The following is a 25,995-nucleotide window of genomic DNA, read 5'->3' as shown; positions in this document are numbered from 1 at the left end:
CTATGTTTACTGCAGTTCTACCATATCTCCTCGCGGTGTCAACTGAATGTATTGGAAAGGGATATTACTTGGATGGCGCTTCCCATAATCGTTTTATGATAGATTGTTCATCAAGTGTAATTTCATAAATATCAGGATTCGTTAAAGTTTTCCATTCATTAAAGCCGATCGTACGATCAAAGTGCTTTAAAATGAGCGTAAGTAAGTTTCCATGTGTAACGAGTAGTGTTGTAGTATGGTTTAACTTTAAAACGTCTTGGATAAGCGATATAGCACGGTCCGTTGCTTGTTTTGTTGACTCTCCGCCTAAAAAGGCAATATCTATGTTTGTAAAAGTAGATTCTAGTTTTTGCATCCAATCATCCATCGGAACGTTGCTTAATATACGTTCAGCTAATCGTTCATCCTCTTCGATAGATAGGTTAGCTTGAATCGCATAGGGCCGAATGGAATCGATAGCTCGGACAAATGGGCTCGAAATAATATGATCTATTTGTAGCTGATTTTCTAAGAGGAATGTAGCAAGGGTGTTAGCTTGATCTTTTCCGGCAAACGTTAATTCGGCATCACGTTTTTGTCCAGTTGCGGAACAATGTCGTATTACAATAATTTTCTTCATAATTCATCCCCATCTTTCAAGTTGACGCTATATACTTCGACAAATGTGGAAAAAATTCCTTTTTATTGGAAACGGAATAGTGATCTAAGTATGTGGAAAAGTAATGTGGATAACGAAAATTTGAGGTGCAATTATGAAAAAAATGATATGCATTGTATTCAGTATTTGTTTTCTCGCGCAATTGTCCACAACATATGCACAATCAAATCAAAAATTAGACTATCCAAGCAATCGAAATAAATCGTTTGTGAATGAAAATCTATTTTATGAACAGTTAGATAAGAAGGTCTATAAGGAATACAAAAATGCTTCGTATAGTGTTCGAAAGAAAATTTTATGGAAAGAAGTACAAGATGCAGAATTTACCTTCCGACAAAAAACAGCTGTCGGCTGTCGTAGTAGAGTGGTGATTCAGGATTCGTTTGTTCATCCAGATCGCCAAGTTTATTTTTTTGGTTCCTTTTCTCAAGATGAAGTAGATGAGTTTCATAAGTACATCGTTATAGATGCAGAAACAAAGAGGGAGCTGCGAGGGGGGAAAAGTTATCATCACTACGAAAATCCATATAAAAAATAACCCACCAACTGGTGGGTTATTTTTTACTCTGGCACACTTACTAATTTCTCTTTCATTTTACGAATAAGAATGAAACCACCAATCGCGAAGAGAAGAGTAATTCCTTCTGCTACAAAGATGTTAATCATTTTTGTTTGGTAAAGTGCTGCGAAAAAGTCTACAAGTGCGTGGAATAGTATAGCGTATACGAGGAAGATGTATTTCTTTTGTTTTACCGCGTATACGACAAGCATTGTGAAGGCAATTTGCAATACAAGAGCCATAATTCTTTCCAAGCTGCCAAGGAAGTATAAATAAGCAGGTTGTTCTATTAACATATCCTTTACAAGGTTTAATTGTGGTAGTTTTTCTGCCATTTGAGCGAAGCTACCATTGTTAATAGCATTAGCGAATATAAGTGTCTGCAATGCAGAGAATCCGCCAACTAAAATGGATTCAGTCCCGCCATGACCAATTCCATAAGCGAAGCCATCTTTATATTCTAGATATTTTTTTAGTAGGAAGAAGAAGGCAACGAAGCGTCCTAATTCTTCAAAAATACCAGCAGTTAGTCCGCCATAAATTGCAAAGACATACGGATTTTCTAAAAATGGAGCGATTGCTGGATTACCACGTATAAATAGGTGGAACGGTGTTTCGAGAATTTGGGTAAATCCAATAAAGATAAGAACACCAACGCCGACCACTTTCCAATTAATATTATATTTTTTACGGAAATAAACGAGTACAATAATTGGGACCAGAACCGAAACAACGAGTTGAAATATGATGCTGGCAATTACAGTATTTGAAACCATACTTTCACCGCTTTCTAATATATGTACATATCTATTATGCATGAAATATGGGAGAGATGAAACTTTTAGAGATAAATGAATTTACTTATTGACTCTAACGTTGCGTCATACTTTATCGTATGTATTAAGGGGGAGATACGCATGACAATGAGGGTAAAAGAAGTAGCTAATTTAGTTGGGATTAGTGTGCGCACACTGCATCATTACGATGAAATTGGGTTGTTAACCCCAGATGAGACGACAGAGTCTGGATATCGTCTGTATTCCAATGAAAATTTAGAAACGTTGCAGCAAATTTTATTTTTTAAAGAACTAGGCTTCCCTTTGAAGAAGATTAAAGAAATTATCATGAGTCCATCATTTGATCATGAAGAAGCGCTACAGCTTCATAAGAAAATGCTTCTTGAAAAGCGTGCCAGGTTAGATAAGGTGATAGCGACGATCAATAAAACAATTCAGTATACAAAAGGAGAGATTGATATGACGAATAAAGAGAAATTTGAAGGCTTCGATTTCAGCCATAATCCGTACGAAGAAGAAGCACGTGAACGATGGGGAGATGAGGCTGTAGATAAAGCGAATAAAACAGCGAAGGGGATGTCTAAAGAGAAACAGGAGGAGTTTAATAATATTTATAGAAATCTAGCAACAATTCGAAATGGAGCACCTGATTCTAAAGAGGCGCAATCCGCAATCGGGGTATGGTACGATTACTTGCAAAACTTTGGTGAATATTCATTAGAATCCTTTAAGGGGCTCGGTCAAATGTATGTTGCTGATGAGCGTTTTACGAAAAATATTGATAAGTTTGGTGAAGGTTTAGCGCAGTTTATGTGTGATGCGATGGAGGTTTATGCGGATCGTAAGAAATAGTAAAAAGGTGGAGGTTTTCTCCACCTTTTTATTTTTTAATCATGTCATTTAAAGTTTGATCCCCCGTATTGTTCAAATGAGGATTATCGCTCATTTCACGTTTTAACATATCAAGACTTTGTTCATATTCTTTATCGTTTAAGCTACCAGATTGAAGACCTTGAATTTGAGAAATCAACTTTTGGTTTGTTGATACATATGCTTTATAATAGCGAGGAACGATGGACAAAGCAGTTTTATATACTTGATCTGTTACGAGTTTTGGATCCGTTGTGTTTGCACGGTATACAACGAACACTTCGTCGTCGGTAACGAGTGTAGCGGCATTGGTGACGTCAGGAAGTTTGACTGTCATGCTTGTAATCATTTCAGCGACTTTCTCACGGTTAATGGCGCCTACTTGTTTGTTAGATACTTCATGTTTTTGTTTAGATGAATAGCCCACCCTTGTGAGCCGTGTATTTGTATTTTCCGTATGATACATGTCGTTTTTGTTGGAAACAAGAACACGACTTCCTTCTTCACGCTCCATTTCGGCTTTATTAGTTGATTGGCAGCCTGTAAATAAGGAAAGAGTGAGAAGAGAGAGGATAATTTGCTTTTTCACGATGTATCACCTCCTTCTCCATAGCATGCACTAATTTTCAATTTTTTGTATTTGAAATTGTTGGTTGTTATGCTTTGTGATACGATAAAAAGAAGAATGCTTAGAGAGGAAGTTCATAATGGAGCAAAAGCAAGAGATTCATACTACGGTGAGCGTTAATAATGTTCAGTACGAAGTAATTAAAAACTTTCGTGACGGTTTTAGTGAAGAAGCACTTAAAGAGCGCTATGCAGAAATTTTAAATAAATATGATTATATCGTTGGAGACTGGGGTTATGAGCAACTTAGATTGCGCGGATTCTTTGATGATAGTAATCAACGTTCGACATATGATACGAAAATTAGTACTTTATCAGAGTATTTATACGAGTACTGTAACTTCGGTTGTGCACATTTTGTATTACGAAAAGTGAAGAAATGAAAAAATCCTCTTACGATTGTAAGAGGATTTTTTCATAGCAGTTATACCAATTATGAGGAGGCTGTTTACTTTTGAAATAGACAGCACCTCGGCAAATATAATTATTTTTTTCATATAGGCTTAATGAAACCGGATTACCTGTAAAACAATCTAGGCGTATTCCAGTGTAGTTTTTTTGTTTTGCTTCGTTTTCCCAAAAGGATAATAGTACTTTACTATATCCTTTGCCTTGCGCGAGCGGATGGATGACAAAAGAGTGGACGATAAGAAAGCGTCCGTCTATTTCTGACCAGTCAATTAGTTTGTATTCTGGAGACGGTGCTTCGTTTAAGACGACGGCACCGACAAGTACTTGATCTTGGAATAGACAATACAATTCGGCCTTTTCTAGATGATAGGAAATGTGTTCTCGCGTCGGATAAGAATCATCCCATTGATAAATTTGGTTCTGTAAGAGTGCTTCTTTGCATGCTGTATACATTACATCTAAGTCATTCAATAAATCAATCGTACCTTTTCTCACCTTTAACATGAGAGTCCTCCTTACAAACAAATTGAAATGTAATCACCTTCAGAAAGAGTTTTGTTTGGTTTCATTTGTTGTCCGTTCAATTGGATATGCCCATTTTTAATTTTATCCACAATGATAGTACGGCTCCAATCTGAAATATATGTGGATAACACTTTATCAATTCGGTGGGAACCAAAAACGATGTCTAATACGATTGTTATTTCGGCTATACCACTTTCTTTGTATTGTGTAATGGAAATGGTAGTACTTGTTTTAGTTTGTTCTTGCTGAGTCATATCGACAGTTTCGACGTGATCAGTAAATGATTTATAAATATGAAGTTTTTGATTCCACGTATGATCTTTCGGACATTTATAAATTGCAAATCGGTATATATTCTTTCCGTTTGCATTATGTCTGCGAATGTTCGTGTCAGTAAATAGGGTAGTGCGTCTGCAATTTTTACAATACTTTTCGATTGTGTTTTGCTCATTTTCATATAAACTCCAAGAAAGTTGTGCTTTTTGCATTTTCCTTCACCTCTTATAGTAGTGGTAAAAGGAACGTAATACAGTTATTTGGATGTCTTGCAGTATGAAGACATGATAAAAAGACAAAAATAAAAGGAGCTTCCCTTAGGAAGCTCCGTAAACATCATACTACAGATGCGTTACGCTCCTTTGTAATGGGAATGGGCAGACTACTCCCTTGAAAAAGCGTGGTGCTTTTTTGAGAGTAATGCTATCCAATTGCTGGTCCACTACAAAGTAAATGTTGGCATACGTAGATAACGTCCTTTCCATCCAAATAGATTTGTTCATAAGTATAACACATAAGATTGAAAATTCAAAATATAAATTGTAAAAAAACACCAGCTAACATAGCTGGTGCACCAGATAAATTATATAAGTTCAAATAAAAATGAGCGTAATTCTTCTGCATTTTCTTCAGACATCGAAAATGCATGCTCTAAGTAGCCTTGTTCGTTTAAATCGTCAGGACCAATGATAGCAAATTTGTTGCTTTGCATATCAAGGACTATGGTTTTACCGTAATGACGATCGGAGTATAAAAGCGCTAAATCATGACGCTCATTTTCCCCCAAAAAGCTAACGAAACGAGTTCTTGTAGCGACTGTATCGTCGTACAGAAAGAAACGTTCTTCCATACACATGGCTCCTTTATTAAATATCTAAGTTTAAGTGTGGTTTATGATCTAAATGGTGATGCGTTTTAATGAAACGTACTGTTCTTGTTTTGTAACGCATTACGATAGAATATGTTTCAGCTAAATCTCCGCCAAGGAATTTCACGCCGTCTAATAATTCACCAGCAGATACACCTGTTGCTGAGAAGATTGCATCATCACCAGATACTAAGTCATCTAACATAAGAAGTTGACGAGGATCTTCTAATCCCATTTCACGACAACGAGCTTCTTCTTCTTCGTTCATTGGAACTAAGCGCGCTTGCATTTCACCTTCAAGGCATTTTAATGCTGCTGCAGAAATAACGCCTTCTGGAGCTCCGCCAACACCTACGAATAAGTCGATACCTGTTCCAGGTAAAGCTGTAGCGATTGATGCACCAACATCTCCATCACCAAATAGTTTTACGCGTGCACCTTTTGCACGAACACGGTCAATAATATCTTGATGACGTTCACGTTCTTGGATGATAACCGTTAGGTCACGAATTTTTTTATTGTTTGCTTCTGCTACAATATCAATTGTTTTTTCAATTGGATCATCTAAGCTAATTTTACCAGCTGCTTTTGGACCAACCGCGATTTTTTCCATGTACATATCCGGAGCATGAAGAAGGTTTCCTTTATCCGCGATTGCAATAACTGCCATTGCATTTGCAAGACCTTTTGCAACGATGTTTGTGCCTTCTAATGGGTCAACGGCGATATCTACTTCTGGACCGTTACCTGTTCCTAGTTCTTCACCAATATATAACATCGGTGCTTCATCAAGTTCTCCTTCACCAATTACAACTGTACCTGCCATGTTTACTGAATCGAACATATCACGCATAGCTGTAGTTGCTGCATCATCTGCTTCGTTTTTCTTTCCGCGGCCCATCCACTGTGCGGATGCTAAGGCTGCTGCTTCTGTTACACGGACAATTTCTAGTGCGAGTTCACGTTCCAAGGTTGCATTCCTCCAATTTCAAAAATCATACAAATATAACTATAACAAATAACGAGGAAAAGGTGAATTCGAAAAATTGTCGATTTTTTCAGAAGAAAGCGTTACAATTAAAATGTAAATGCTTTAATTTCCAGGTAGGTGACATTCATGTACTTCGTAGACAGAAAAAAAATAGAACAAATGCTAGTATGTTTAGAACGAGCAACAAATACATTTCAAGAGAAAAAGACATATGAAACCGAGTTTGAATTTTACGCATTAGAGCGCATGGCGCATCTTATTATCGATTGTATATTAGATGTAGGGAATGCGATGATTGATGGATTTATTATGCGCGATCCAGGAAGTTACGAAGATATTATTGATATTTTAATGGACGAGAGAGTTATAAGTGGAGAAGAGGGAGCGCATATTAAAGAAATTATTCTTCTTCGAAAAATGCTTACGCAAGATTATATTCAAATGAATCATGATGAATTATATAAGACGATTCAAAAACATATCGCCGTGGTAGAGAAATACCCAGCGAATATTCACAGTTATTTAGAAAAGGAATTAGGACCTGTATCTGCATTTGTACCAGAATAATTGTGCTTATAAGATCCCCGGGAATTCCTTTGGGGATCTTATATTGTATAGGAGAAAGAAAAGGGAGAAGGGTGAGCTATGGGGGAAGCACGTACTACGAGAGAAGAGATTGTACAATTACTGAAGATAAAAGGAGAGCATACTGTAGCAGAATTAGCCGAAGCTTTAGAAATTACAGAGATGGCGATTCGTCGACATTTAAGTAAACTAGAAAATGATGAGCTAATCTATTCAAAGATGGTAAGACAGCATGTCGGACGACCAACATATTTGTATGGATTAAGTCAAAAGGGAGAAGATACATTCCCGAAAGAATATAAGCAATTTGCTATTGATATGCTAGAAGATTTGGCTCGAATGGGCGATGAAAAAATGCTGCGTCACGTCTTGCAAGCGAGAACGAAACGAATGGAAGAACAGTTGCAAAAGAGGATAAGTAATCAAAGCAATTTAGCGTATAAAGTTCAAGAAGTAGCTGCTATGCAAGAGAGAAACGGTTATATGGTTCAAATAAAGCGAGATGGGGAGCATTCTTTCATATTTGAAAAGCAAAACTGTCCGTTAAAGGAAATTGCAGAGAGATTCCCGCAAGTGTGTGAAGATGAAAAAGATATGTATAAGCGGTTATTTGCAGATGCAAATGTGAAGACGTTAGCAAACATGTGCGTGGGCGATTGTAATTGTTCGTACCAAATAAAAGAGAAAAAATGAACGTTATGGGACGCTTTAAGGTAAAGCGTTTTTTTCTTTTGAAAAAGGGGTTAATATAAGAGTGGTATGATAGATATGAACGTTAGCATAGAAGGAGAGACAAACAGATGTATAAAGGCTATTTAATTGACTTAGACGGTACAATGTATCGCGGTGAAGAGCAAATTGAAGAAGCAAGCGACTTCGTAAAAGCGTTAGGAGAGCGCGGTATTCCATATTTATTCGTTACAAATAACTCAACTCGTAAACCAGAACAAGTTGCAGAAAAGCTTGTTCGTTTCGATATTCCAGCGAAAGCGGAGCAAGTATTCACAACGAGTATGGCTACAGCGAACTTTATTTATGAGCGCAAACAAGATGCAACTGTATATATGATTGGTGAAGAGGGATTACACGCTGCACTTGTGGAAAAAGGCTTTGAACTTGTGGATGAAAATCCTGATTTCGTTGTTGTTGGTTTAGATCGCGATATCACATATGAAAAATTAGCAAAAGCGTGCCTTGCTGTGCGTAACGGTGCAACGTTTATTTCAACAAATGGGGATATCGCAATTCCAACTGAGCGCGGATTATTACCAGGTAACGGTTCATTAACATCAGTTGTTGCAGTATCAACAGGTGTGGACCCAATCTTTATTGGTAAACCAGAATCAATCATTATGGAACAAGCGTTAAAAGTGCTTGGCATAGGAAAAGAAGAAGCTTTAATGGTTGGGGATAACTACGATACAGATATTTTAGCGGGGATAAATGCTAGTATGCATACCCTTCTTGTCCACACTGGAGTAACAACTGTGGACAAGTTAACAGAATATGAAGTACAACCGACGCAAGTTGTGCACAACTTGACGGAGTGGATTGAGAAGATGTAATGAAATGCAGGTAACCGGAGGAGGTTGCCTGTTTTTTTATGCATAATTGCATATGTACTGTAGTTATATAAAATGTAGAATTCATATGTATTGATATAAAAAGGGAGGGAATAAGAGTGTACTGGATGTCATGCATTATGTTTGTTTTTGCATTATGTGTTTTGTTCTTTGTTCTATGGAAGATATATAAAATAAATGCAATGAAAAAAAGCGCGGGAAAACTTATTGCAGCATATCCTCGGGTGAAACGACGTTGGATTGCATCACTTGGACCGGCGTATTTCATCGGACAATGTATGTATACATATGCTCAGTACGTAAGTGGTGATATTGGTACAATTGAACAGTTTCTCGTTCAGTCAGGTAGTTATGCTGTAGTAAGTTGTTTTATGACTTTAATATCTATCCATCTGATTAAAAGTGTACAAATATATGAAAAAGGTGTAATAGACGGATTGAACTATTATTCATACGAAGAATTAAAAGGCTATAAAACATCAACATGGGAAAATCCAAAAGAAAATATATTTTTATATCGCGGGCGAGAAAAAATGAATGATAATGTGAATTTACTTATTAGACAGGAAGATATGAATGAATTAGAAAGCATTCTTCAAAGATATATTCCGAAATTGATGATGAAATAAAAACTCCGGTTGTTATAACCGGAGTTTTTTTATTAAAACGCACGATTCACTACGTCTTTAACTTCTTCAAGATATTGTTTACGCACACTGTCATCCACAGAAGGAACACTTGTATAGAATGTATGCTCAAGTGTTTCAATTCCTGTAAATTCAAAAATACCAACATCTGCGGTTTTCTTCATTGCATCAAACATACCGCCTGCTGTGTATACTTCTTTCGAATTTCCCATCGTAGATAATAACAATCCTTTTTTACTGCTTAATAACTTTTCAATACCATTCTCACCGTAAGCATAAGCGAAGCCGTGGCTAAATACACGGTCAACGTATCCTTTTAAAATAGCAGGAAGACCCGCCCACCAAACTGGGTAAATGAATGTAATACTATCAGCCCAAGAGATATGCTTTTGTTCTTCTTTAATATCTTCTGGTGTGTTTCCTTGGGAAAATGAGATGAAATCGGAAGCACCTAATACTGGATTGAAGTTTAATTCGTATAAATCACGAACGCGTACTTCATGACCTTTTCCTTCTAATTCACTTTTTACAGTTTCTAAAATTGCATGGTTGAAGCTTTCTGTATTCGGGTGTGCATAAACGATCACATGTTTCATTGTTCTTCCTCCTAATTGTGGATATGTGAATAGTTTTTATATATTCGTGTAATTATTATGGTTACTTCCGTTGCGAGAGTCAACTTTTCTGACGTGAGAAATAAAGTCAAATTTTAATAGGTGGGGGGTGTCCATCCCGCACTGATTATTTGCTCACACTAATCGGGCACTTACTGCCGGTTAATATAAATGTTAGTATGTGACAAAAAAATACAAAATAGTAGGTATTTTTCATTTTCGAATAGAATATATAGATTGGTAAATAGAGAGAAAAGGGGATATCGGGATGAATATTATTGAAATTGAAGGGTTAGAAAAATCGTTTGATATTGGGGATAGTAAAGTAAAGATCTTAAAAGATATTAATGTTCAAATTCAAAAAGGTGACTTTGTTTGTATTATGGGGGCAAGTGGATCGGGTAAAACGACTTTACTTCAGTTGTTAGGTGGATTAGATATTCCATCGGTAGGTAGTATTCGAGTTGATGGTACGGAGATTTCAACATTAAAAGAAAAAGAGCTCGCTTTATTTAGAAGGCATAAAATCGGTTTTATTTTTCAGCAGTTTAATTTAATTCCAGTGTTTAATGCGGAGGAAAATGTAGGGTTGCCTTTACTATTAGATAATGTTTCGCAAAAGAAGGCAACGGTGACAGCAAATCGTTTATTAGAGCTCGTTGGATTGAAAGGAAAAGAAAAGCATTTACCAGCACAGTTATCAGGTGGGCAACAGCAAAGGGTTGCGATAGCAAGAGCTTTTGCAAATGAGCCGGCTATTATATTAGCAGATGAGCCAACAGGGGCGTTAGATTCAGAAAACAGCAAAAATATTATCGCGGCACTTCGCAATGCATGTGATGAATTAGGGCAAACAGCTGTCATTGTAACGCACGATCCGTTCGTAGCGGCCCATGCTGATAAAGTCGTTTTCTTATTAGATGGTGAGGTGATTCATGAGCATACTGAAAGTAAAGGGTGGAAATTTCGAAATATCCCGCAACAAGTTACTCACATTCAAGAGATTATGAATCGTCACTTTAAAGTAGGAGGTAAAGGTGATGCGATGGGTAATTAAGTATGCGATAAAATCGATGAAACAAAATTGGTTGCGGAATATGTTGATTGCCCTCGGTGCAGCTTTAGGTGTTATGTTAGCGACGATGTTATTACTAGGTAATCAATCAGTAGAGCAAAGTGTGAAGGAACAAGTAGTAAGTCGGTATGGAGATTATAATTTACAATTTGGCTATATAAAAAATGACATGTATTTAAATAATGAAAGTTTAAAAGGAATAGATGGCTTAGAAAATGCTGAAAAAATATCAAAAGCACTTATACCGTATCCTTTTCCACATTATAAAGAACTATCGGGAAAGCCATCTTATTGGGGTGTTGAGCAAGATTCTCCAGAAATGCATTCTTATAAAATATTAGAAGGACGATATCCGAAAGAAGGTGCTGAAGTAGCACTGACAAAAGGGTATACAGATCGTGAAAATATACGGGTAGGAGATACGATTAAACTGCCATTCCCGCAGCATGGTGAAAAGGCTGTGAAAGTTGTCGGTATTTTAAATCCACCGTTAATGGCGTCAATGGGGCATAGTGCTTATTTTCCAATCCATTGGCTTCAAAAAGAATTAAATTTACCAAATCAATTCAATCTTGTTCAAGTGAAAGTACAAGATGTAAATGTGAAAAAAGCAATTGCTTTTGATGTACATAAAAAGATTGAAAATATAAAGGTGGACCAACGTACTTATGTAGATAAGGCATTTGAACGACTAAATGTAATGAAGCCGTTAATTTTTAGTTTAGGTGGTATTGCCTTATTTGTTGTAGCCCTTTTAATAATGGGAAGTTTCTTCTTATCTGTCAGAAGTCGATTTAAGCAATGGGCATTATTACGTGCACTTGGTAGTAATCCAAATCAAATTATATTAGTCGTTTTATTAGAGGCTTTATGTATTGGGGCAATCGGATCACTAGCAGGAGTTATTCTTGGAGCAGGTACGCAAACAATCGCCGCATCATCTATTAATAAATGGGTGAATATTGAGGGGGCAGTGAAAGAATCATTCTCGATTTCAGGCGAGATTTTACTCATTACGTTTTTACTAGGGATTGTTATGTCTATCATAGGGGCTATTATACCAGCCTTTATGGTTAGAAAGATTCCACCAGTTCAAGCGCTTAGGCCAGGTCTTCCTAGTAATGAGAAAAAAGAAAAAAGGTGGAGTGCTTTTAGTGGTAGCATTTTAATCATTGGTACTGTTATTGGACTAGCGGGTAACGTATTAGAGCGATATATCGGTTTTAATCCAAGTGCGATAGGTGCGCTGTTATTTGCGGTCGGTTTGTTATTTGCGATTCCGTTATTTATTCGGATGATAGCACCAGTGATTGCAAAACCACTTCAAATGATATTACGAATTGAAACGACGATTAGTAGCCGAAATGTAATTCGTTATCGAAATAAGGCAGCTGTATCGGTTGCTATACTAGCATTTGGTTTTATGTTAGCACTTGTTGGAACGATGTATATAAACTCTATTTACGAAGGCATGAAAGATGGGTTACAAAAACATTTACCAGCTGATTTAGTAATAAGAATTCCAATAGAGTCGCAAAGTACTGAAGTATTACCATTTAGTTGGATGGAGAAGGTTAAAAAAATTGATGGTGTAGAAGAGAGCGTAGCAAATGTTACTGACTTTACAGCGAAGCTTATAAATTATGATTTCAAAAAAGCGGATCAAGAGTGGTATGAAAATGTGAGGAAAGATGATTTTGAATATGATGTGATAGAAGTTGTGGGGAATGATATTGTTGCTTATCAAAAAGTAACAAAAGCGAAAGTGATTACAGGACAAGATTTAAATAAGCCATTACAAGATGGTGAGGGAGTCGTTACGAAGAGAACTGCTAAAACATTAGGGATTCAGTTGCATGATACGATTGAAGTACAAGGAAAAGGGAAAGAAAAACAAACGATTAAAGTCGTTTCGATTATTGAGCAAGGATTAAGGTTAAGAGGGTTAGATATTTTTGTAAATGAACAATGGGCTCGCGATAAGTTTCACGTACAAGGATATGAAGCGATTCAAATTATGACAAATTCTAAACAATCATTTGAAGCGATTAAGAAGCAAGTAAAAGAAATTACAAATAATAAAGAGAATGTAGAAGTTATAAACAGTTATGATTTATTGAAAGAACAAGAACAGTTATTATCGCAAATGATGATGTTAATTCGCTTGTTAGTTGTAATTGTTTTCATTATTTCTGGTATAGGGTTAATGAATGCGATTGTCTCAAGTTTACATGAAAGACGTGCTGAAATTAGTATGATTCGTGCGGTAGGAGCTATTCCGAAGCAAATGAGACGGATTGTTTTATTAGAGGGCACTTTACTTGGAGCGATAGCTGGTTGTATTGGGGTTTTAGGTGGGATTGTATTTAGTTATATTGTGTTATCAAGCTTAGAGTTAACGGTTATTATCATTCCGTATAATCAAGTTTTAATATTGGCACTAGCTAGCATTATACTCGGAGCAGGAGCAGCAATGATTGCTTCATTACAATTAAGAAAGTTTAAATTGAGTGATACTTTAAAGGAGTTATCAGCATAAAAGATTACTATATCCCGCTCATACAAAGTACAAAGAAGACGAATAAAATGATAACAATACCAATGCCAAAGTTAAATACAAGAGTACTATCCATATATGTAACCTCCTTGTTTGAAAGTAAAAAGCACTCTGGCTGGAGTGCTTTTTATTATCCGAATATGTCGCAACGAACGCTGCAACGTATAGAAAGGTAATAATGGGTTTAAGAGTTATATTAATTTATGCATTAATTTTGTAAATGAGCAGGTCCTGCTCAGGTATAGAAAAAAGACACTCTTTCGAGTGTCTTTCATGATGACAAAACGTGCCAATTGCTTGGGTTTGATAAGACGTTAATTTTCCGGTTAACAGTCTTTCTTAATCAAGAAGTGTAACAACAGCGATTCAAATAAATTGTAGCATTTTTTAAAGGGGTGTGCGTATGTAACTATGCATATTACGATTAGAGGAGAATCAAGTTTGGAAAATGAATGAGTAAATACATATAGATTAGTAGAGTATTTGATAAGGAGCGAGATGAATGGATATACATAAGTTAACAGAAGAAGAAGCGAAAGAAATAAATACGTGGAAGTATGAAAATCCCTATACGTTATATAGCTTTTCGGGAGATGCTGAAGTAATAGAAGAGTTGCTAGATGGAACGTATTACGGTTGTTGCGGAGAGAATGGAGAATTCATCGGCTATTTTTGTTTTGGAGAAGATGCACAAGTGCCAGGGGGAAGAGATGCTAATTTATATAGGGGAGAAGATGTAGTAGATATTGGGCTTGGAATGAAGCCGGAGTTAACAGGGAAAGGGATGGGGGAAATATTTTTTCAAGCGGGAATAGCATTTGCTACTGAGGAATTGAATTCGAAAATGTTTCGACTGAGTGTAGCGACATTCAATAAGAGAGCGATTAGGCTGTATAAAAACATTGGATTTCAAGTAGGACCTGTTTTTTTGAGTCGTGGAAGAGAGTTCATGCTTATGGAATATGAAAGGCCGTCAGTGTGAAACTGACGGCCTAGACCCCTTATTCCGAATGCTCAGCACGGTGCGCTAAACGACTTGAAGCAGCGGCAGCGATTCCGCCAACGATATCATCAAGGAATGTGTGAACTTTTCCAGTTGATTTATCATTTAAGTATTCTAAAATACCTGGCTTTAATTTATCGATATATCCAAAGTTCGTGAAACCGATAGAGCCGTACACGTTAACGATTGAAAGTGCGATGACTTCATCGATTCCATATAGTCCTTCATCGCGTTTTACGATATCTTGTAACGGTTGACTTAATAGTCCTTTTTCAGCGAGGACATCAAGTTCAATGCCTGTAATAAGTGCGTTTTGTACTTCTCGTTTTGATAGTACACGCTCAACGTTATAGCGACATTCTGACATCTCTAAATTTGCATGGTATTTCTTTTGAAGAAAATGAACAAGATCAGCAATATCGTCAATTGTTACACCGCGTTCTTGTAATAGTTGTAATGCTCTTTCTTGTAGTTGATTTGAGTCTTTCATGTTTATCACCTTTTTTTCTTTTTAGTATTTGTATACGTTTCGTTGCTTTATCATGTGCATAGGAATGAAAGGCGAGCACAAGCTCATATATATAAAGAAAAACCATAGGTGGCGACTGCGATGATTCAGCATATTTATGAGCATTATCACATGCATGTTAAAGAATTAATCCCCCTTGGCCCCTATAAAAGCTTTTGGATTCGCAACAAAATTTATGTACTTGTTCCAATTGGAGAAATGGAGGAAGAAGTACTTGTAGAGATGAAAAAGCTCAGTGATTATATGAACCAGCAAGGGGATATAACTGTTTCGACTTTCGTTCCGACTATACACGGCTACTATGTAAGTGAGATAGAAGAAAAAAATTACTGCTTATTAAAAGGTATGCGTATGTTAGAGCGACATGCTACATCATTAGGAAGTGAGCTTTCTATATTCCATAAACGTGGCGCATTCTTTCCAGAAGAAGTTGAGCAATTAAGCCGCATTGGTGAATGGAAAGCATTATGGGAAAAAAGGCTCGACCAATTAGAAAGGTTTTGGCAATCGCAAGTGATGAACCATCCTTCAGACGTATTCGATCAATTGTTTATTGAATCCTTCCCATATTACTTAGGAGTTGCAGAAAATGCAATTCAATATGTTGTCGATACAGAAATGGACGATACACCACAAATAACTGACGCAGCAACAATTTGCCAAGAACGATTTACACCTCTATTATGGCAGCAAACGAAGCGCTTAAAACTTCCTTTTGATTGGGTATATGATCACCCCAGTAGGGATATAGCAGAATGTATTCGCTATATGATGATAGAAAAAAAGAAAGATTGGGAGCAAACGGTAGTTCAATTCATTACAGATTATGAACGTAATTATTCGCTCTCTTCATTTGGTTGGCGCTTATTATTCGCAAGGCTTCTGTTCCCGCTTCACTACTTTGAAACGATTGAACGATATTATCAAACAGGAAACGAAGAACAAAAAGGCATATATAGAGCCCGTTTAGAAATCATTTTACATGATGTGAAGCGCACTGAGCAATTTATGAATCATTTTTACGAGTCATTTCGTTTACCTGTTGATAAGTTAGGCATTAGGAAATTAGATTGGCTGTCTTAAAATGAAAAAAGAGACCGGGTGAGGTCTCTTTTTTATATATCACAATTGTATGTAATACATTATGCCCCTACCTGTTGATCTGCACATATATTTAAAATGAATTGATGTCTTTCGATTTTTTCATTTACTTTACTCAATAATTCTTGCTGGATTTCTTTAAATAAAAATTGATAACTTGCATTCCATGTTGGTATAACGGATGAAAGGTCTAATAAATACTCTTTTTTCTTTTCTAGTTCTTGAATTGTTAAGAAAGTGTTCCCCATTCTTGGCATGTGTCGTCACCCTATGTTTTTTTCTGTATATGTGTGAACGATTCTATAGTATTAATTATCGCACTTTTTGAGAAGGATTTCCAATTTTGTTTTATGATGTTAAAGGGGAAGTGTTATTTGAATAAAAAAAGAGACCCATTTGGGTCTCTTTCTAGGAAGCGATTCTGAACGAGCCACCGCCGCTTTTAGATAATGTCTAGCTCCAGCGGCTAGAACAGTCGGCCATTTCGCGCCTTCCTGTGAGGCAAAAAGCGCCTCTTCGTCAGGAGCTCCAATGACCTTCTGTTCTGAACGAGCCGCTTCCGCTTTTAGATATTATCTAGCTCCAGCGGCTAAAATGTTCGGTGGCTTCGCTTCTTCCGCCGAGGCAAAAAGCGCCTCTATGTCAGAAGCTCCATCCTCCTCACATTTTGGACGAGCCGCTTCCGCTTTTAATTAAAATACTTGTTCTACTTCAATAACGCCTGGTACTTCTTCAAGTAATGCACGTTCGATACCAGCTTTTAGTGTGATTGTAGAACTTGGGCAGCTTCCGCAAGCACCCATAAGGCGTAATTTTACGATACCTTCTTCAATGTCTACTAATTCAACGTCTCCGCCATCGCGAAGTAAGAATGGACGTAATTTATCTAATACCTCTAGTACTTGTTCTTGCATATGTGGGTTTTCCATTTTTATCGACTCCTTTCATCAGTTTTATTATAATCAAGATAGAGGGGAAAATCTATTTTTTCTCTTCTTGTTTTATTGTCAAAATATTATATCGTGTGTACAACGTGTTTTTTCAGTATAGGGGTATGGAATAAGTTTGTAAAATGATGTGCTTATGTACCAAGACATCTGAATATACTGTTGAAACAAGAAGTGGGGGAGAAGAAATGGTTAATGTGCAAGTGTATGGGACGAAAGTAATTTGTGCGAGTTGCGTCGGAATGCCATCTTCAACAGAAACGTTTGAGTGGTTACAAGCGGCGATTGGTCGTAAATATGAAGGACAAGAAAATAAATTTAATTTCGAGTATATTGATTTTCAACAAGAACAAGAAGATGAAGATAAAAAAGCATTCGCAGAGCGCGTAGTGGAAGAAGATCTATTTTATCCGGTCGTTCTTGTAAATGGAGAAATTGTTGGAGAAGGAAATCCTCGTTTGAAGGATGTTTACGAAGAAATCGAGAAATATTTATAAAGCAGGAAGCCTTTGCGAATTTGCAAAGGCTTTTTTTAATGGAGGGATAGATGTGGAGAATGGAATAAAACAAGTTTTACCAGAAGAAGTAAAGCAATTAATGGAGCAGTACATAGTAAAATTAAAAGGAATTTTTTCGGATGAAAAAATAGTCGGGGTATATATTTACGGATCAATCGCGTTAGGAGCATTTCATATAGAAACGAGCGATGTTGACTTTGTTACGGTAATAAGTGATTCCGTGAATGAAGCTGAAAAACAACAAATTATAGAACTGCATAAAAAAATTAGTAAAAGTACGTTAGGTAAAAGAATGGACGGTATGTATATTCCGCTTGCTGACTTGGGGAAATACAATCATGAAATAAATGAGTACGTGTATTGTGCAGATGGTAAGGCTGATATTGGTCATTGGGATATTAACGCGGTCACATGGTGGACATTGAAAAATCAAGGTATTACAGTTAGCGGGAAAGAAGTAGAAGACCTTTCCTTTCAAATAAAGTGGGACGATGTAGTAAATACAATGAAATACAACGTAGAACATTACTGGTTTGAAAAAGCGAAGCGTCCTTATTTATTTTTCATAGAAGAATGGGTAGAATCAGCTGTCGTTACGATGGGACGCATTTTATATACGTTAGATCATAAAACAATTGTTTCAAAAGATAGAGGATTACAATACATGTTGGAACTTTACTCTCATAAGTGGGAGCCTTTATTAAGGGAAGTAGAGCGAATGCGGCATAATCCAGAAGGAAAGCGAAAGCTCTCTAGGTGGAGACGGGCTGATATGACGAAGCGGTATTTGCTGCATTTAATTGAAACATGTAGAGAGAAATGGTAGGGGGAAAAAACAGACGATACAGTAAATTGTATCGTCTGTTTTTGTGTTTAAATTGGTATATAATGGTTAAAAGGTTTAATTATACTGGAGGAGATAGGATGAACACAGAATTAGCTACATATGAAGAAAAGAATATACAAATGAGTATGCTCGAAGTAATTAGCATTATAATAATTACTTTTGGGGTAATGCATGGAATGGGTTTTTTGAACTTTTTATATGACTCCTCATTATATCCATGGTATGTAGACCATCTTATTCCACCCTTTACGTTTTGTACGATTATTGTAATGTATGCACCAGCAAGAAAGTATTGTTCACAGCTAGTAAAATCACTACAGTTCAATAATTTTAAACATTATGTAACAATAGCAATGACGATGATCATACTGCTTATATATCTTGCGGTATTAAATTTAGTTTTACCACATGGGCTTAGTGTGGATGAGTCAAATATAGTAATAGAGCCTACTATAAGTGAAATCATTTTATACGTAGTTGTACTCACCATTTTTGCACCGATTTGGGAAGAACTTTTATTTCGGGGGATATTTTTCACGAAATTATCTCAGCGCTTCTCTACACTTACTAGTATTGTTATAAGTGCTTTTATATTTACTTTAGGTCATCCCCTTACTTTAGGTAGTATGTTATATATTTTTGGTATAGGTGTATGTTTAGCCTACACATATAAGAAAACAAATAATTTACTCGTTCCATGGGGAATTCATTTATTAAATAATTCATTTTTTATATTAGTAAATTTTCAAATGTAAAAAGACGCCTTTTTGAAAAGGGCGTCTTTCCTATTTTGCAGTAGGTAGAAAAGGCTTTACAAGTATTATGTAGAGGAAAGATAATAGAAAAAATATGTGTATGGGGGAAGACGATGAGTAAATATAAATTACATATAGACAAAGAACAATTATGGAGAGGTTGCATCTTAAAGTCGATTGCAGGTGCAATTTTTGTAGCACATGCTCCTGATTTCTCACATGAAAGTTCATGGGATGGATTTAACTATAGTATGCAAGATAGTCAAGGCGGAAGAGGGACAATTACTTTTGATTCGAAGTACACAATCGTATGTCTTCAAGATGTGAATAGTGAGAGAATTGATGAGTGGATTGATGCGGAAAATTATTTTGAAGGGGCACCTTCGGAAGTGATAGAAATTGCTAAAGAAGAAGCACTTCAATACGTATTAGAAGAAGTAGAAGGCGAAACAGTTCCTTTCATTACAACAGCATTTTGGATTGAGGAGAGCGGTGCGTATTCAATTGATTCATTTGAAGAGATGGAAGAGCATGGCGGATTCTTATTAGAAATCCCACTACTTGATCTGCAATCAGCAATAGAAAGATTAGAAGAAGAATATGAGCTGACAGAAGAGCAAATAGAGCTTTTACAACTCGTGTATGAGAGAAAAATCAAAAATCCAAACGAGGAAATGATGTTGTCTAAAGAAGAAGTGGCGATGATCGGAACGGATGATAGTGAAGGATTGGAAGTTAGTAAGGAGTCGTTTGAAGAGCTGAATGTTACTTGGGAGTTGTAGGAGAGGATAAAATGTTTCCGATTGGTGAGCAGCCGAGGATTATAAAGGACTTGGAAAATGTTATTGCTAATTTAGAAGAATTAGCGATTGAGGGGAAAACAAAAAATATAGAACGACTAGCATCTTTACAAGTTAAGAAATTATGGATTTTCGCAGTAAATCAAAAACAGTTTGAACATATTCTTTCGTATGCTCGTCCCGATATATTATATGTTTACGAAATGCGGGTAGAGGATTTAAGTGGCCTTCAGAAGTTATCAGATTTACAACAGTTGTATATGTGCTGGAATACAAAAGCGAAGACGTTATGGGATATCGCGTATAATAAAAAACTCAAATCCTTATTAATTGATGATTTTTCTAAGCTAGAAGATTTAAGTGCTTTAAGTAAGTGTCCGCAACTCAATACCTTTTACATGGGTGGTGGGATAAATACAGCAATGAAAGTACAAACTTTACAACCACTCGTTGCATTACAGCATTTAAAAGAACTTACTCTTATGAACTTAAAGGTTAAAGATGATTCGTTAGAACCTTTGATCCAATTGAAAAATTTACGAGAGTTAAGTTTATCTAATCAATTTAAGGTGGAAGAGTATGCAAAATTATCTGTAGCATTGCCATATACGAAATGTGAATTTTTCAGACCTTACGTATATATGAACGATGCAATAGAGGGAAAGAATATAATGGTGATTGGGAGAAGAAGACCAATCCTTAATTCGAAAACAGATACGGTAAAGATGCAAAAGTATGAAGATCAATTTAAAAAGTTACAAGAGGAATATAAAGAACTAGTAGAAGGTACAATGTGAAGTTACATTGCACTTTCTACTAGTTTTTTCATATACATATCAACTTCATGAAAGAAGACTGGCTCTTTTTCCTCGGTATTAAGATGTACAGCACAATGCAAATATTGCTGTAAGTAGCGGTTAGCTTGTTCGTACTGTTTTAAGTTGTAGAAAGAGAAACAAGTAAGAAGCAGAAACACTTTTTCTCGTAATATTGGAACGGCAGCTAGTACCGGAGTAATAGAGTGTATATTTGTTTTTGCTAAATTCTCATAAGATGCCCACGCTTGAAACCAGTCGAAAATGGTAGAGAAATAATCAGGGATATTGATAGTTTCATGTGAAACATTATGCAATAACTGGTTCTGTTTCATATGTATAGGATCTATTCTCGTTTGTAGAATGCAATCGAATATTGAAATGTTTTCTTTTATTTGCAACTGGTCTGTAATAAGTTGCGGGAGACCGATAGGATGAACTCCTATATTTATATAGAAGTCATCTCCAAACTTGCTTTTTTGTATGTTAATAAGCTTATAAAATCCGTTTTCAGCTTTGCAAAATGTATGTCTTTTTTTCTTAAATCCAAGCGGTTTTAAAGCAGCGTGTAAATTTATCCCGCATTAACGGGCAGTAAGACTCCCACCTCAAAATTCGGCGAATGCGAGGGAGTTAGATGGGAGATCAACTGCCCGTAAAAGCCCGATTGGTGAAGGCTAATAATCAGTGGGGGATGAACAAAACCCCCACTGATTAAAGTTTCACTTTATAATGAAATCTTGCACTATTGCGCACTCCTTTAGAGATAGGTTTACTCTTCATCTTCATCATAATCGTACGTAGTTAAGTTTTGTAAGAAACTTTCAAAGTTAGGTGCTAATTCAATAATTTCCTCAAACTCATTATCGATAAATATAACTGGAGGATTTTCAGCTATGTTTCGATAGTCTAATGCAATCCACGTATGTCCGTCCCCAGATAAAAGCACGATATTCTCAGGCATGTCCCATTCCTGAATTAAATAATGGCTCTCTAAAATACTAGACTCATTTTCATCAAAAGAAATGCCATATAATCCAGAAACATTAACGTGATCGTCTGCCCAAGAATTTGGCTCTGAAGTAGGATGAGCATCTAATCGAAGAGTTCCTCCGTTTTGTTCTTTTAGAAGATTTATGTACGATTCTGGGAGCTTTACGTTTAGTACTTCTTCTGCTTTTTTTATTAGTTCGTCGTTAATAGGTGCTAATTTTAAATAGTCATCTTCTGCCCAAAGTGTAGTCTTCATATTTGGTCACCTCAAATAATAGTTTTCTAAACTTTATTTTGTATATTATAGTTAATTAAAAAATTGCACAATAGAGGGGGAAGATATTATGATTAACCACAATAAAATTAAACAACTGTTAGCATATGTAGATCGCGCTGAGGATAATGAAATTGAGTTAGAGTGTGAATTTGAACCTATGACAATCGAATTATTTAATAGTGAAGAAATAGAAGAAGGACAACTTGGTTATAGCTTTGATGAGGGAGGGCAAAGCTTAGTCGGAAATGAAGAGGGAGATTGGAAAGAGGGATGGGTTGTAATTGGGATAGATTCCTATCTCGGAGACCCGATCTTTGTAGATAGTAATGATGAGAATTGTCCGGTTTATACAGCTATGCATGGTGAGGGAGATTGGGAGCCAGAATGTATAGCTAAGCGTATAGAAGATGTTATTGAGAAAGTGAAGGATAATGTGGGATAGTTGTGTAAGTGGAAATATGTTTGAAATAGTAGAGAGCTAATTTGTGAAGTCTCTTAAGTCGAGATTTTAGGTTTGGTCATATTACAATAGTAGTTTAATAGGAGAAGGGTGTTTCAAAATGATTTTGATACATCCTTTTTTGCGAATATACAAGATGTTTAACATAGTGTATTAAATGTCTTATATATGAGTATTCTAATATATTTAATAGTAAAATGGAATATAGAATGGATAATTGTCGGAATGTATTCGATTTTTGTTCATTTTTATGAAATATAACTATTTTTTGTTAGATTCCTTCTTTTTATAGATATACAATAAAGTTATATAGAAATAAGAGAAGGATGATGTACGTGAAGGACACTGTTTTACAGGAAGCGATAGCTCCTAAAGAGTTACATAAAGTTGTGAGAAATAATACTGCATATTACGACTTTAAGTGGGGGAAAGCAAAAGATCCCGAGAAGGGAAATGGTTGGAACTGGATAGCCTTTTTCTTCCCATTATTGTGGTTAGCTTATCGCAAAATGTATAAATTATTTATTATTATTGCATTAGTAGGAGTTCCTACTTTAATTACCTCTGTTTTTATAGATATCCCGATGTGGATCGATTTTATTGTTTATTTCGGAACTATGCTATTTACTGGATGGCAAGGGAATCGTTTATATTACAAGCATACAGTTCGCGTTTTACATAAGGCAAAAGAGTTATCTGATGCACAACACAATTATTACTTCCAAACAAAGGGTGGCACTCATGTTGGGATTATGCTTGGATTAAATGCGTTATTATTTGTAGTATTTGGTGCAGCTGGTTACGGGTTATCGTATTTACCGACGGAACCGAATATAAAAGATGTAATTCGTTTAAGTGATGAAGGGATTACATTGGAAGTTTTTACTGATGATCCAAAATGGACGTATGTAAAAAAAGAAGGACGTTTTGATATAGTAGAATTTACTGGTTATGATTATGAGGAAAAAAAGGATGTAAAGGTTAAGTTCGCTGTGTATTTAGATAAACAGAGATTTGAATGGAAAGAAATTTATTTAAACGATAAAAAGTTAAATGAAGAAGAAGCAGAAGAGTATCAATTTTATATTGAAGAAAATGCCTGGTATTAATATAAATAGATAATGATGTATCGCAAAAAGAAGAGTCTAATGAAGATTCTTCTTTTTATTTATGAGAAAGGATATGTAACAAGAAGAGAAAACCATTAGTAAACAAACGCCATACTAATTGAAATTTTGTAAAATACAATAAAAAATGAGAATTTGAGGTAGGCTTGTCAATAACGTGAGACTATGGCAGTATAAAGAAATGCTATACAAATTTTATTTATCGACATGTAAAAATTCGATTTGATTTTTACGTATAAATAATGAACGGAGGAAATGAATTTATGGCTACTTTACCAAATTGTCCAAAATGTAATTCAGAATATACGTATGAGGATGGCGCTCTTTTCGTATGTCCAGAATGTGCCCATGAGTGGGGTCAAGAAGCGGAAGCTGAAAGTAATGATGGTGCAAAAGTTGTAAAAGATGCGAACGGAAACGTTCTTCAAGATGGCGATGCTGTTACTGTAATTAAAGATTTAAAAGTAAAAGGAACTTCTTCAGTTGTAAAGATTGGTACGAAAGTAAAGAGTATCCGTCTAGTTGAGGGAGATCACGATATTGATTGTAAAATCGACGGTTTCGGAGCTATGAAGTTAAAATCACAGTTCGTTAAGAAAGCGTAAGATTAGCAAAGAAAAAAGACGCTCTGTAAGTAACTTGCAGAGCGTTTTTTTTATGATTGTACTTCAACTTCTTTCAACTGGCACCGCTTATTAAAGAACGTTTTATACCCAAGCTGTAAGAAGATAATAACAGAGAAAGCTGTACTTCCAGAAATGCCAAGTATAATCGCAATTTGATATTGAATGGCTGTAAATGGTGATACACCGGATAAAATTTGTCCTGTCATCATGCCGGGAAGACTTATAATCCCCATTCCGACCATAGAATTAATTGTTGGTAAAATAGCAGAATCGAAAGCGTCCCGTATGAGCGGAGCGGCTACTTGTTTTGGAGTTGCGCCAAGCATAAGTGCCCCTTCAATATGGTCTCTTTGTGATTTCATACTGTTTAAAAAGGTGTTTGCCCCGAGGCAAATACCTGTCATAGCATTACCGATTAGCATACCGGCAATAGGAACGATATACTGCGGAGCATACCAAGGATCGTGCCCGATAATGACAAAGATAAATAGTAAAAGAGGGCCGATTGATCCAGCAATCATGGAAATGGCAGCAACTCTTTTTAATTCTTTTGACATAGGAAGGTTTATTCGTTTATAAATGTTGAAAATTGCAAAGGTAGTAATAGAAGTAATGAGAGCTATTGTATAAAACGGATTACTATTTTCAAATATGTATGTAAGAACATATGCGACTAGTACGAGCTGAATTGTCATACGTAATGTAGCAATTGTAATTTGTTTCTCACGCGGTATTCCTTTTAATTTCACAAGCCCGATTAAAATAAGGATGAAAATATATGCAGCTGCAAGTTGCCAAATTTGTAGTTCAATAACGCCCTTCAATTGATAGCACTTCCTTTCTAGTTGCACCGTTTGTTTTACTAATTTCAATAATATCGTCTGCGATTTCTTCTGGAAGTTGTTGCGAGTGCGTGATGAAGATAACTGTTTTTTTCTTTTCTCTTGCTAGCATAGTAAATTGTTTCATAACGCGGCGTTCTGTGTCACCATCTAGTGCCGAAGTTGGTTCATCTAATAAATAGACGGGCGGATCCATTAGTATAATACGAGCGAAAGCAAGTCTTTGTTTTTCACCGCCTGATAAAGAAGAGGCGTTATCTTCTAATTTTTTATCTAGGCTAACAGTTGTTAATGCGCCTTGCAGGGCGTCGTCATTTGGAAATGGCTTTTCAGAAAATCGAAGTCCCATTAATAAATTATCTTTAATTGTTCCATCAAAAATAGGCGGAGTTTGTCCAAGCATGACAACTTCACGTCGTAATTGAATGGGAGGATAATCTAAAATGGATTTTCCGTTATATTCAATTGTGCCAGATGTGGGTGATTGTAAATCGTTTAACATGCGAAGTAATGTGCTTTTACCACTACCACTTTCACCGATAATACAAGTTGTTTTTTCTTTTTGAATCTGTAAATAAGGAATGTGTAGAATATCTTTATATGTGATGTCTTTTAATATAAACATAAATTGCTCCTTTCTGATTCTAGTTATATCGTATCAAAAAGAGAGAAAAATAGAAAAATAAAGTCTCTTTAGAAGGAACATCTTTTT

Annotated in this window: 34 protein-coding genes; 19 read left to right on the top strand and 15 right to left on the bottom strand. The window is 35.9% G+C overall.

Annotated elements, in window-relative coordinates; translation table 11 throughout:
- Positions 1 to 64: 64 nt before the first annotated feature.
- Positions 65 to 619: a histidine phosphatase family protein gene (locus NSS74_RS21490; protein WP_061673666.1), complete on the bottom strand. Its 555-nt coding sequence runs from the start codon at positions 617 to 619 to the stop codon at positions 65 to 67.
- Between the two features lie 133 nt (positions 620 to 752).
- Here NSS74_RS21490 and NSS74_RS21485 point away from each other — a divergent pair, with 133 nt between their 5' ends.
- Entirely contained in the window at positions 753 to 1,196 is a 444-nt protein-coding gene (locus NSS74_RS21485) for a hypothetical protein (RefSeq protein WP_061690077.1), read from the top strand.
- Between the two features lie 23 nt (positions 1,197 to 1,219).
- On the opposite strand, the gene NSS74_RS21480 is transcribed toward NSS74_RS21485, so the two are convergent.
- Positions 1,220 to 2,035, bottom strand: coding sequence for a YhfC family intramembrane metalloprotease (locus NSS74_RS21480; protein WP_061690078.1), 816 nt, complete (start codon positions 2,033 to 2,035; stop codon positions 1,220 to 1,222).
- Between the two features lie 99 nt (positions 2,036 to 2,134).
- On the opposite strand from NSS74_RS21480, the gene NSS74_RS21475 reads away from it, so the two are divergent.
- The gene (locus NSS74_RS21475) at positions 2,135 to 2,866 is read left to right on the top strand and encodes a MerR family transcriptional regulator (protein ID WP_061690079.1); all 732 of its coding nucleotides are present in this window, start codon (positions 2,135 to 2,137) and stop codon (positions 2,864 to 2,866) included.
- Positions 2,867 to 2,894: 28 nt separating this feature from the next.
- Here NSS74_RS21475 and NSS74_RS21470 read toward each other — a convergent pair whose 3' ends face one another.
- The gene (locus tag NSS74_RS21470; protein ID WP_061690080.1) at positions 2,895 to 3,473 is read right to left on the bottom strand and encodes a YhcN/YlaJ family sporulation lipoprotein; all 579 of its coding nucleotides are present in this window, start codon (positions 3,471 to 3,473) and stop codon (positions 2,895 to 2,897) included.
- Positions 3,474 to 3,591: 118 nt separating this feature from the next.
- Between NSS74_RS21470 and NSS74_RS21465 the strand changes: the two genes are divergently transcribed.
- Positions 3,592 to 3,894, top strand: a complete 303-nt coding sequence (locus NSS74_RS21465; protein WP_002015914.1) for a YutD family protein — start codon at positions 3,592 to 3,594, stop codon at positions 3,892 to 3,894.
- A gap of 10 nt (positions 3,895 to 3,904) precedes the next feature.
- Here NSS74_RS21465 and NSS74_RS21460 read toward each other — a convergent pair whose 3' ends face one another.
- The 4 genes from NSS74_RS21460 to glpX form a co-directional block, all read right to left on the bottom strand.
- Positions 3,905 to 4,426, bottom strand: a complete 522-nt coding sequence (locus NSS74_RS21460; RefSeq protein ID WP_061690081.1) for a GNAT family N-acetyltransferase — start codon at positions 4,424 to 4,426, stop codon at positions 3,905 to 3,907.
- A gap of 11 nt (positions 4,427 to 4,437) precedes the next feature.
- The gene (locus NSS74_RS21455; protein ID WP_215600778.1) at positions 4,438 to 4,935 is read right to left on the bottom strand and encodes a cytoplasmic protein; all 498 of its coding nucleotides are present in this window, start codon (positions 4,933 to 4,935) and stop codon (positions 4,438 to 4,440) included.
- Between the two features lie 371 nt (positions 4,936 to 5,306).
- On the bottom strand, positions 5,307 to 5,573 hold the full coding sequence (locus tag NSS74_RS21450; RefSeq protein ID WP_002015912.1) for a DUF3055 domain-containing protein: 267 nt from the start codon (positions 5,571 to 5,573) through the stop codon (positions 5,307 to 5,309).
- A gap of 16 nt (positions 5,574 to 5,589) precedes the next feature.
- On the bottom strand, positions 5,590 to 6,561 hold the full coding sequence (gene glpX / locus NSS74_RS21445; protein ID WP_002015911.1) for a class II fructose-bisphosphatase: 972 nt from the start codon (positions 6,559 to 6,561) through the stop codon (positions 5,590 to 5,592).
- A gap of 147 nt (positions 6,562 to 6,708) precedes the next feature.
- On the opposite strand from glpX, the gene NSS74_RS21440 reads away from it, so the two are divergent.
- The 4 genes from NSS74_RS21440 to NSS74_RS21425 all read left to right on the top strand — a co-directional run bounded on the left by NSS74_RS21440 (position 6,709) and on the right by NSS74_RS21425 (position 9,379).
- Positions 6,709 to 7,149, top strand: a complete 441-nt coding sequence (locus tag NSS74_RS21440; RefSeq protein ID WP_002015910.1) for a DUF86 domain-containing protein — start codon at positions 6,709 to 6,711, stop codon at positions 7,147 to 7,149.
- Between the two features lie 78 nt (positions 7,150 to 7,227).
- Positions 7,228 to 7,860, top strand: coding sequence for a helix-turn-helix transcriptional regulator (locus tag NSS74_RS21435; RefSeq protein ID WP_002139296.1), 633 nt, complete (start codon positions 7,228 to 7,230; stop codon positions 7,858 to 7,860).
- A 107-nt stretch (positions 7,861 to 7,967) separates the two neighbouring features.
- Positions 7,968 to 8,732, top strand: a complete 765-nt coding sequence (locus NSS74_RS21430; protein ID WP_002015908.1) for a TIGR01457 family HAD-type hydrolase — start codon at positions 7,968 to 7,970, stop codon at positions 8,730 to 8,732.
- A gap of 116 nt (positions 8,733 to 8,848) precedes the next feature.
- Positions 8,849 to 9,379 (top strand): iron ABC transporter substrate-binding protein, encoded by a 531-nt coding sequence (locus NSS74_RS21425; protein WP_149191031.1) that lies wholly within the window; start codon positions 8,849 to 8,851, stop codon positions 9,377 to 9,379.
- Positions 9,380 to 9,411: 32 nt separating this feature from the next.
- Here NSS74_RS21425 and NSS74_RS21420 read toward each other — a convergent pair whose 3' ends face one another.
- A complete protein-coding gene (locus NSS74_RS21420; RefSeq protein WP_012261927.1) occupies positions 9,412 to 9,993 on the bottom strand; it encodes an NAD(P)H-dependent oxidoreductase in 582 nt (193 codons plus the stop codon).
- Between the two features lie 286 nt (positions 9,994 to 10,279).
- Here NSS74_RS21420 and NSS74_RS21415 point away from each other — a divergent pair, with 286 nt between their 5' ends.
- The 3 genes from NSS74_RS21415 to NSS74_RS21405 all read left to right on the top strand — a co-directional run bounded on the left by NSS74_RS21415 (position 10,280) and on the right by NSS74_RS21405 (position 14,625).
- Complete coding sequence (locus tag NSS74_RS21415) at positions 10,280 to 11,068, top strand: ABC transporter ATP-binding protein (protein ID WP_012261926.1); 789 nt, start codon at positions 10,280 to 10,282, stop codon at positions 11,066 to 11,068.
- Entirely contained in the window at positions 11,052 to 13,625 is a 2,574-nt protein-coding gene (locus tag NSS74_RS21410; protein ID WP_149191030.1) for an FtsX-like permease family protein, read from the top strand. Before NSS74_RS21415 ends, NSS74_RS21410 begins: the two co-directional genes overlap by 17 nt.
- Before the next feature lie 520 nt (positions 13,626 to 14,145).
- Complete coding sequence (locus NSS74_RS21405; protein ID WP_061690087.1) at positions 14,146 to 14,625, top strand: GNAT family N-acetyltransferase; 480 nt, start codon at positions 14,146 to 14,148, stop codon at positions 14,623 to 14,625.
- Between the two features lie 19 nt (positions 14,626 to 14,644).
- Here NSS74_RS21405 and NSS74_RS21400 read toward each other — a convergent pair whose 3' ends face one another.
- A complete protein-coding gene (locus NSS74_RS21400) occupies positions 14,645 to 15,136 on the bottom strand; it encodes a phosphatidylglycerophosphatase A family protein (RefSeq protein WP_078179370.1) in 492 nt (163 codons plus the stop codon).
- A 120-nt stretch (positions 15,137 to 15,256) separates the two neighbouring features.
- Between NSS74_RS21400 and yutH the strand changes: the two genes are divergently transcribed.
- Positions 15,257 to 16,258, top strand: a complete 1,002-nt coding sequence (gene yutH / locus NSS74_RS21395) for a spore coat putative kinase YutH (protein WP_002089339.1) — start codon at positions 15,257 to 15,259, stop codon at positions 16,256 to 16,258.
- 59 nt (positions 16,259 to 16,317) lie between these two features.
- Here the strand turns inward: yutH and NSS74_RS21390 are convergent, their stop codons facing one another.
- A complete protein-coding gene (locus NSS74_RS21390; protein WP_001137788.1) occupies positions 16,318 to 16,533 on the bottom strand; it encodes a hypothetical protein in 216 nt (71 codons plus the stop codon).
- A 435-nt stretch (positions 16,534 to 16,968) separates the two neighbouring features.
- The gene (locus NSS74_RS21385; RefSeq protein ID WP_000431159.1) at positions 16,969 to 17,205 is read right to left on the bottom strand and encodes a NifU family protein; all 237 of its coding nucleotides are present in this window, start codon (positions 17,203 to 17,205) and stop codon (positions 16,969 to 16,971) included.
- Positions 17,206 to 17,411: 206 nt separating this feature from the next.
- Here NSS74_RS21385 and NSS74_RS21380 point away from each other — a divergent pair, with 206 nt between their 5' ends.
- The 5 genes from NSS74_RS21380 (at position 17,412) to NSS74_RS21360 (ending at position 20,940) form a co-directional block, all read left to right on the top strand.
- Positions 17,412 to 17,720 carry a YuzD family protein gene (locus NSS74_RS21380; protein ID WP_000248598.1) on the top strand — a complete coding sequence of 103 codons (309 nt, stop codon included), beginning with the start codon at positions 17,412 to 17,414 and terminating at the stop codon, positions 17,718 to 17,720.
- A 52-nt stretch (positions 17,721 to 17,772) separates the two neighbouring features.
- Positions 17,773 to 18,567 (top strand): nucleotidyltransferase domain-containing protein, encoded by a 795-nt coding sequence (locus NSS74_RS21375; protein WP_340814300.1) that lies wholly within the window; start codon positions 17,773 to 17,775, stop codon positions 18,565 to 18,567.
- A 98-nt stretch (positions 18,568 to 18,665) separates the two neighbouring features.
- Positions 18,666 to 19,343, top strand: coding sequence for a CPBP family intramembrane glutamic endopeptidase (locus NSS74_RS21370; protein WP_340814298.1), 678 nt, complete (start codon positions 18,666 to 18,668; stop codon positions 19,341 to 19,343).
- A gap of 113 nt (positions 19,344 to 19,456) precedes the next feature.
- Entirely contained in the window at positions 19,457 to 20,125 is a 669-nt protein-coding gene (locus tag NSS74_RS21365; protein WP_061690092.1) for a hypothetical protein, read from the top strand.
- A gap of 11 nt (positions 20,126 to 20,136) precedes the next feature.
- Positions 20,137 to 20,940 (top strand): hypothetical protein, encoded by an 804-nt coding sequence (locus NSS74_RS21360; RefSeq protein ID WP_061690093.1) that lies wholly within the window; start codon positions 20,137 to 20,139, stop codon positions 20,938 to 20,940.
- Positions 20,941 to 20,942: 2 nt separating this feature from the next.
- Here NSS74_RS21360 and NSS74_RS21355 read toward each other — a convergent pair whose 3' ends face one another.
- Both NSS74_RS21355 and NSS74_RS21350 read right to left on the bottom strand, forming a co-directional pair.
- Complete coding sequence (locus tag NSS74_RS21355; protein ID WP_340814473.1) at positions 20,943 to 21,536, bottom strand: DUF4304 domain-containing protein; 594 nt, start codon at positions 21,534 to 21,536, stop codon at positions 20,943 to 20,945.
- A 194-nt stretch (positions 21,537 to 21,730) separates the two neighbouring features.
- The gene (locus NSS74_RS21350) at positions 21,731 to 22,207 is read right to left on the bottom strand and encodes an SMI1/KNR4 family protein (protein ID WP_061690095.1); all 477 of its coding nucleotides are present in this window, start codon (positions 22,205 to 22,207) and stop codon (positions 21,731 to 21,733) included.
- Between the two features lie 88 nt (positions 22,208 to 22,295).
- On the opposite strand from NSS74_RS21350, the gene NSS74_RS21345 reads away from it, so the two are divergent.
- The 3 genes from NSS74_RS21345 (at position 22,296) to phnA (ending at position 24,420) form a co-directional block, all read left to right on the top strand.
- Complete coding sequence (locus NSS74_RS21345; protein WP_061690096.1) at positions 22,296 to 22,670, top strand: hypothetical protein; 375 nt, start codon at positions 22,296 to 22,298, stop codon at positions 22,668 to 22,670.
- Positions 22,671 to 23,023: 353 nt separating this feature from the next.
- Positions 23,024 to 23,797, top strand: coding sequence for a DUF2628 domain-containing protein (locus tag NSS74_RS21340; protein ID WP_340814291.1), 774 nt, complete (start codon positions 23,024 to 23,026; stop codon positions 23,795 to 23,797).
- Positions 23,798 to 24,078: 281 nt separating this feature from the next.
- Complete coding sequence (gene phnA, locus NSS74_RS21335; protein WP_002089332.1) at positions 24,079 to 24,420, top strand: alkylphosphonate utilization operon protein PhnA; 342 nt, start codon at positions 24,079 to 24,081, stop codon at positions 24,418 to 24,420.
- 50 nt (positions 24,421 to 24,470) lie between these two features.
- On the opposite strand, the gene NSS74_RS21330 is transcribed toward phnA, so the two are convergent.
- Together NSS74_RS21330 and NSS74_RS21325 are read right to left on the bottom strand one after the other, a co-directional pair.
- Positions 24,471 to 25,265 carry an ABC transporter permease gene (locus NSS74_RS21330; protein WP_061690097.1) on the bottom strand — a complete coding sequence of 265 codons (795 nt, stop codon included), beginning with the start codon at positions 25,263 to 25,265 and terminating at the stop codon, positions 24,471 to 24,473.
- On the bottom strand, positions 25,249 to 25,908 hold the full coding sequence (locus NSS74_RS21325; RefSeq protein WP_002129718.1) for an ABC transporter ATP-binding protein: 660 nt from the start codon (positions 25,906 to 25,908) through the stop codon (positions 25,249 to 25,251). Before NSS74_RS21325 ends, NSS74_RS21330 begins: the two co-directional genes overlap by 17 nt.
- Positions 25,909 to 25,995 lie beyond the last annotated feature (87 nt).

Origin of the sequence: Bacillus sp. FSL E2-8868 (assembly GCF_038005505.1) — a bacterium.
GTDB classification, from domain to species: domain Bacteria; phylum Bacillota; class Bacilli; order Bacillales; family Bacillaceae_G; genus Bacillus_A; species Bacillus_A mycoides.
The sequence above is the reverse complement of the archived record's forward strand: the minus strand, read 5'-3'. Positions and strand labels throughout refer to the sequence as shown.